Here is a 7,021-nt window from a genome sequence, read left to right on the forward strand (position 1 = left end):
GATTTGTCTTAAAAACTCATAGTTAACGGGTAAGGTTTTATTTTTTATCCTTTTTATCATCATCGTCATCACTGTCGCCTGGTATGATGGCTTTACCAACCGCAGCCGTACCTTTGACCACGCCTTTGGTGGTTTTATAAACCACTTTAGCAGGTACGGTAACGATTTTATGCACACAAGCCTGTAGCATAAACACGCTAGTGATGATGACGATAAACTGTAATTTTTTCATAAATATCCTACAAGTGATTGGATGATAATCATCATTTAAGCGATAGTCATCAGATAGGTGATAATAATAAACTAATAAACGCCTCCTATAAAGCTATCCTTACTATTAATCTCATGCCCATATAAAGATACGGATTTATTAATGAGTACTATACCCCTTTGTTTGCCCGACTCCATTACTCCAGAGCAGTTTTTAACAGAATACTGGCAAAAAAAACCGCTACTTATTAAGCAAGGCTTACCACAATTAATTGATATGTTTGAGCCAGACGATATGCTTGGTTTAGCGCTAGAAGAAGATGCCTCAGCGCGTCTGCTTACCCAAGCCAGCGTTAAACAAGCAGATACACCGCAATGGCAGCTTAAAAAAAGCCCACTAACTGAAACAGATTTTGATAACTTGCCTGAGCAATGGACGGTATTGGTACAGAACTTAGAACAATGGTCACCTGAGCTTGGGCAATTGTGGCAAGCCTTTGACTTTATACCACAGTGGCAACGTGACGATATTATGGTTTCCTATGCACCAAAAGGCGGCTCGGTTGGTAAGCACTATGACGATTACGATGTTTTTTTAGCGCAAGGTTATGGTCAGCGCCGTTGGCAACTGGGCAAGTTTTGCGATAAAGATACTGAGTTTGTCGCTGATGAGCCTATTCGGCTTTTCAATGATATGGGCGAGATTGTCTTTGATGAGATATTAGAAGCGGGTGATGTTCTTTATGTGCCACCGAAGTTGTCACATTTTGGTGTCGCCCAAGATGACTGCCTAACCTTCTCTTTTGGCTGTCGTCGTCCGAACTTGATGCAAGTCATCGACAATATGGCGGATATCGCTACCAACGATAGCGATTTATTTGTTCCTATGTTATTGCCTCAAGCGCTACAAGCATCAGGTGAATTACAAGCTGACAGTATCGAGGCGATCAAAGCTCAGCTATTACACATGCTCCAGTCTGAGCGTGGTGACGATATTATTCGTCAGGCAGTCGCTGAAGTGGTCAGCAAACGTCAATATGATGCGCTGATGCCAGAAGAAACGCTGGATACCGATGAGCTGATGCAAGCTTTGACTGAGGGCGCAACGCTACAAGCAGATTATAGTAATCGTCTTTTATACAGTCAGACGGATGATGGCATCGTGCTATACGCCAATGGTCAGCGACTTGATGGTCTTGATGACTCAGCGATAGCGGCGCTAGTACGTCTAGCAAATGGCGAGCGTTTACAAGGTCAAGATGTTACTGCTATTGACCCAGACGACTTAAGCGAATGGCTAGAAAACGGTTGGGTATGGCTTGATGATTCTCAGGAGTAATAGATACTAAATTAGAAAAAGCGCTCCGCATTTATAGTATTAAGACTTAAAAATCCTAATAAATGAACGCGGCGCGCTTTCAAAATCTCCGTTTGATTCATAGTTAAGCTATGAATCAACACCTCTTATACAGCAGTCGCTTTTTTATAACGGCTTACGCCAGCGATAATGGTTTCTTCAATGACCCTATCGTCACCGAGCATCATCAGCACAAATAACTGCTCGGCAAGTGACTTAGTCTGTGTCATGCGGCGCTCCATTAAATCAGTACCACCCATATCTATCACCACAAAATCCGCTTCTTTATTAGGCATAAAATTACCAATTTTGTCATCTAATAATAGCGACTGGGCATTGCCTAAGGTAATTTGGTACAACCCTTGATGTGCTGATAACGGATTGCTTTGTAACTGCTGAACTTTATAAGCTTCTGATAAAGTCGTTAACATTGACAGACTGGTCCCTGCACCTACATCAGTGGCAATACTGACACCGGTATAGCTCAGCGTTTTGGACAAATCAAACAAACCACTACCTAAAAATAAATTGGACGTTGGGCAATGGGCTATTTGGGTGCCAGTATCACGCAGCACTTCATACTCTGCTGTTTCAAGGTAGATACCGTGTGCTAAAGTCGTGCGCCGACCCAATAACCCCAAATCGTGATAAACGTCGAGATAGCCTTTATGGTTGGGATAAAGCTCACGTACAAAAGCCACTTCATCGAGATTTTCAGCCAGATGCGTTTGCAGATACACACTATCATAGCTGCGATAGAGCTCACCTGTCATTTGCAATTGTTTTGGCGTCGAAGTAATGGCAAATCTTGGCGTAATCGCCACATGCTGACGGCCACGTTCGTGCCATTTATCGATGATATTTTGTGTATCGCGGATACCTTGCTCTGTTGGCACACACAAATGCTCAGGCGCATTGTGATCCATCAATACATTACCAGTAATCATACGAGTATTTAGACGTTCGCTTTCAGTAAAAAAGGCTTCAACCGATTCAGGATGGCTGGTTGAAAATACCAAGGCACTGGTGGTACCGTTGGCAAGCAGCTGGTTTAAAAAAAACTTTGAAGTATCGTGCGCCACTTTTGGATCACCAAAGTTAGCTTCGGTGACAAAAGTATAGTTATTGAGCCAATCAAGCAATTGCTCACCAAACGCTGCAATCATATCTATCTGCGGATAATGTACATGGGTGTCAATAAAGCCTGGCATGATAAGCTTATCTTGGTAATCATGAATCTTTACCGGCGCTTTGCCTTCTTGGGCACTACTACTAGCATATTCTGCCATGATGGCTTTTTTACTGCCGTAATCTACCACACAACCCGTTGCATCATCGACCACCAGCGCAGCATCGGCAATATATTCAGGGTAAACTTTCACGCCTGCGATAACAGGTAACAAGGTGACGTTTTTATCTACCACCGTAAGGTCTGGGCGCTCAGTATTTGTTAAATCAGCCGCATCCGAAGTGGCGCGCTGCATTCTGTTAGCAAGATTTTCTTCGGTCAAATAGTGCAGCAATTGCGCCTGATAAATATGTATGGTCATAATAAAATCTCACAATAAGTAATAAGTATTTGCGTCAAAGTTAATAAATATCGTCGACCCACCATAGTGCGAACACAAAGCTACTGAGTGCAGCCCATATATCATTATGGCTAACCCAAGCTAATAACAGTGTGATTTATAATGGTGGACAGACTTATAAATAATTAGAAATCTATCGGTTAGGGTTTATATCAGTGATGGTTAATTCTAGTTATAAATGATTATAAAGCTGCAAAACTTGCGCGGCGATGGAGATTGCAACCGCCATCGGCTCTTTACCACCAACATCAAGACCAATGGGCATAGTTAGTTTATCGACGATTTGTTCGTTATAGCCACGTTGCAGCAATCGATCTCTAAAACGTTTGGCTTTGGTTGCCGAGCTGATACAGCCAAGGTACGCTGTCGACGGTAACGAATTTTCATCGATGCTGATAGTATTGTCAGAGTTTGGTATTGCATTATCAAATTCTGTATCAAATTCTGTACCAATCTCTGAATCGACTTTTATATAAGCATCCAGCGTGGCACGTACCAACTCAAAATCAAGACTATGATCATGGGTCATAACCAATACAAAGTGTTGAGTGCCTTTTCTTGCTGAGGTACCTTTCATGCTATTCGCAATAAACGGTTGGACAAAATCAACCGGATCTTCGTCAATATGCGGGCGAATATGCGGCGGTAATTGATAAGCAACTTGCCCATCTACCGCCGCAGAATCATCAGTCAGATAACGCTCAAACATCTCAGGCCGGCTATCCACCCAGTCCACTTGGCAAGGCAGCTCAGCGAGTATGGTCATCAAGGCAGCTGCGACATGCCCTGCCCCAAACACTAACAGCGACATGGGCGGCGTCACATTAAAACATTCAAACATGACGGTCACACTGCCACCGCAGCATTGGGCTAATGTAGCACCCAATGGATAATGCTTGGCATAGACGGCATCGCGGCGTACTTCATGCGCTTTTTTAGACTTACCTTCTTTTAATGGCTTAAAGCCTCTGGATTCATTTGGATCTAGCTCACCATTCAGCAACTGCCTAGCAGTTATCGTCACATCATGCTCCAAACTGCCACCACCCAAGGTGTCACAGCAAGCATCAAGCGTCACAATCATTTTAGATTGTAGCGCCCGAGGTGCTGAGCCATTCACTGCAACGACCGTCGCCAAAACGTGAGCAATACCGCGCTGCTGATACTGCGCCAGTCCGTCATACCAGCGCGTCGGTGGCAGCGATGATGATGGCGATGATACTTGTCGCGCTGCTGAATTATTCACTGTGCGCAGGTCCACGAGCCGTTGATACATTGGGATTTTCTATCGCCTCAGGCTGCTCATCGACCAATTGACCATCAGCCTCTGGCGGATTGACATCTTCACCATGCGGGACTTGCTGCGGCAGCACGCGATCATCATCAATCCCGCAATCGTCATCAGCTGGCGTTAAGCTATCGACAGTGTCCTCCTCTGATTGAGAAGCAATCTCCCATGATTGATCTTGCAGTCGCATCACTGCCTTTAGTACCGCTTCTGGCGTAGCAGGCATGCTCAGCTCTGGGTTTTTCTTATAATCACCTAAGCTGGCAATCGCATTATTAATCGCACACCAGACACTGGCCGCTAGCATGAATGGTGGCTCTCCAACGGCCTTGGAGTTATAAATGGTCTGCTCTTCATTTTTGCGATCAAACAGTTTGACGCTCCATTGCTTCGGTAAATCATGGGCCGTTGGAATTTTATAATTTGCCGCCGCATTAGACGCCAATTTGCCTTTTTTATCCCAGATTAATTCTTCAGCGGTGAGCCAGCCCATGCCTTGGACAAAGGCACCTTCAATCTGACCGATATCAATAGCCGGGTTAATCGACTGGCCGACATCGTGTAAGATATCGCAGCGCAGCACTTTATACTCTCCTGTTAAGGTGTCAATTTCAACCTCAGAACAAGCGGCACCTAGCGCAAAGTAGAAGAATGGACGACCCCACGCTTTTGAGCGGTCATAAAATATCTTTGGCGTTTTATAATAACCAGTAGAAGATAAGCTAATACGATGTTGATAAGCCAGTAGCACAAATTCAGCAAAGGTGAATGTTTCTTTATTGCCGACGTGGACATGGTTATTCTCAAACCTAATATCTTCTGCAGCTACTTCAAAGTGCTCAGCGGCAAACTCAATTAAACGGTTTTTGATAGTGATACAAGCATTTTGCGCCGCTTTACCATTCATATCCGTACCCGATGAAGCAGCCGTCGGTGACGTGTTCGGCACTTTATCCGTGCGTGTTGCAGTTGCTTTGACGGTATCTGAATCGACATCAAATTCATTGGCGACGATTTGGACGATTTTGATATACAGCCCTTGCCCCATTTCGGTACCACCGTGATTGACCTGAATCGTACCATCGGTATAGATCAGCACTAAGGCTCCCGCTTGATTCAGCGTTTGCACGGTAAATGAAATCCCAAATTTCACAGGGGTTAGAGCCAGACCCAAACGCTTATCACTGCCTTCGGCTTCAGCCTTTTGGTTGGCTTCTGTAATCTGCTGACGGCGCTTATCATACTCATTGTCATCGGCTAGCGTCTGCATAATAGTAGCCAAATCAAAATGCTCAATCGGCTGACCATAATGGGTGCTTTGACCGTTTTTATATAGATTCGCTAAACGCACTTGCAAAGGATCTTTACCCAGCGTATAAGCGATATGATCCATCATATATTCGGCAGTCAATAAACCTTGTGGGCCCCCAAAACCTCGATAAGCGGTGTTCGATACCGTATGGGTCTTACAGCGATGACCTGCTACTTGTGCCGCTGGATAATAGTAAGCGTTATCACAGTGAAACATCGCCCGATCGACAATGGCATCGGACAAATCTGGTGAATAACCACATAGTCCTGATAGCTGCATATCGACGCCTAGCACTTGACCTTCATCATTGACACCGACATCATATCGATTGGCAAATTCATGGCGTTTACCAGTGACCACCATGTCATCCTGACGATCTAAACGCATGCTTACTGGGACATTATGGCGTTTGGCAACGACACCGCACAGACACGCCCAAGCGGCAGCTTGTGTCTCTTTACCACCAAAGCCGCCACCCATTCTACGCACGATTGTTGTGACTGCGTGAAAAGGCAGATCCACCACTTCGGCAACCAGTTGCTGCACTTCACTCGGATGCTGCGATGAGGTATAAACTTCCAGACCGCCATCATCACAAGGCACGACATAGGATACCTGTCCTTCAAGATAAAAATGCTCTTGGCCGAGCATATGTATATGGCCTGAGATGCGCGTCGGTGCCGATTTTAACTCAGCTTGCGCATCGCCGCGCTCCATAAAGTGGCTGGGACGCACAAATTGCTCTTGCTCAAGTGCTTGATCAATAGTCAATATTGCTGGTAATGGTTCATATTCTACAATAGCGTTAAGCGTGGCTTTTTTGGCTGCACGATGACTGGTGGCGACGACGGCAAATAAAGTTTGTCCAGCGTATTCTGTGATCTCATCTACCATCAACGGGTCACCATCGAATACTGGACCGATATCGGTTTTGGCTGGCAAATCTTTAAAAGTAATAACGTCGATTACCCCATCTGCTGCCCTTACCGCATTCAAGTCCATGCTCAATACTCTGGCATGAGCGTGATCGCTTTTGCCTATGGCTAAATGTAACGTATCTTGTGGTTTTAGCATATCATCTACATAGGTCGCGGTGCCCATCACATGGCTGATAGCGCTGTCATGCTTGACTGCGGTACCGATTTTATTTTTGGGTGGACGAATGCGGCGAGTACTGTAGCTGTCAAATAATGAAGAATGATGACTCATAATGGCTCTCTCTTATATTTTTTTAGCAAAGGTAATTTAGGGTAACTTAAGATATT

The 7,021-nt window shown here is 44.9% G+C and carries 5 protein-coding genes; 1 reads left to right on the top strand and 4 read right to left on the bottom strand.

Features of this window, described 5'->3' with window-relative positions; translation table 11 throughout:
* Positions 1–37: 37 nt before the first annotated feature.
* Complete coding sequence (locus ACT3TU_RS13175) at positions 38–232, bottom strand: NF038104 family lipoprotein (RefSeq protein WP_192524590.1); 195 nt, start codon at positions 230–232, stop codon at positions 38–40.
* A gap of 141 nt (positions 233–373) precedes the next feature.
* Between ACT3TU_RS13175 and ACT3TU_RS13180 the strand changes: the two genes are divergently transcribed.
* Positions 374–1,549 carry a cupin domain-containing protein gene (locus ACT3TU_RS13180; protein WP_192524591.1) on the top strand — a complete coding sequence of 392 codons (1,176 nt, stop codon included), beginning with the start codon at positions 374–376 and terminating at the stop codon, positions 1,547–1,549.
* Between the two features lie 125 nt (positions 1,550–1,674).
* On the opposite strand, the gene guaD is transcribed toward ACT3TU_RS13180, so the two are convergent.
* From guaD to xdhB, 3 genes are all read right to left on the bottom strand, one after another.
* Positions 1,675–3,117: a guanine deaminase gene (gene guaD, locus ACT3TU_RS13185; protein WP_192524592.1), complete on the bottom strand. Its 1,443-nt coding sequence runs from the start codon at positions 3,115–3,117 to the stop codon at positions 1,675–1,677.
* A 211-nt stretch (positions 3,118–3,328) separates the two neighbouring features.
* Positions 3,329–4,402, bottom strand: a complete 1,074-nt coding sequence (locus ACT3TU_RS13190; protein WP_318779321.1) for an XdhC family protein — start codon at positions 4,400–4,402, stop codon at positions 3,329–3,331.
* Positions 4,395–6,965 carry a xanthine dehydrogenase molybdopterin binding subunit gene (xdhB, locus tag ACT3TU_RS13195; protein ID WP_192524593.1) on the bottom strand — a complete coding sequence of 857 codons (2,571 nt, stop codon included), beginning with the start codon at positions 6,963–6,965 and terminating at the stop codon, positions 4,395–4,397. The genes ACT3TU_RS13190 and xdhB overlap by 8 nt, the downstream gene beginning before the upstream one ends.
* Positions 6,966–7,021 lie beyond the last annotated feature (56 nt).

This window comes from Psychrobacter sp. AOP3-A1-26 (genome assembly GCF_052378235.1).
In the GTDB taxonomy this organism is placed as follows: Bacteria; Pseudomonadota; Gammaproteobacteria; order Pseudomonadales; family Moraxellaceae; genus Psychrobacter.

Coding starts and splice junctions, on each gene's coding strand:
- xdhB (WP_192524593.1), bottom strand. CDS start 6,965: ATGAGTCATCATTCTTCATTATTTGACAGCTACAGTACTCGCCGCATT.
- ACT3TU_RS13180 (WP_192524591.1), top strand. CDS start 374: ATGAGTACTATACCCCTTTGTTTGCCCGACTCCATTACTCCAGAGCAG.
- ACT3TU_RS13175 (WP_192524590.1), bottom strand. CDS start 232: ATGAAAAAATTACAGTTTATCGTCATCATCACTAGCGTGTTTATGCTA.
- guaD (WP_192524592.1), bottom strand. CDS start 3,117: ATGACCATACATATTTATCAGGCGCAATTGCTGCACTATTTGACCGAA.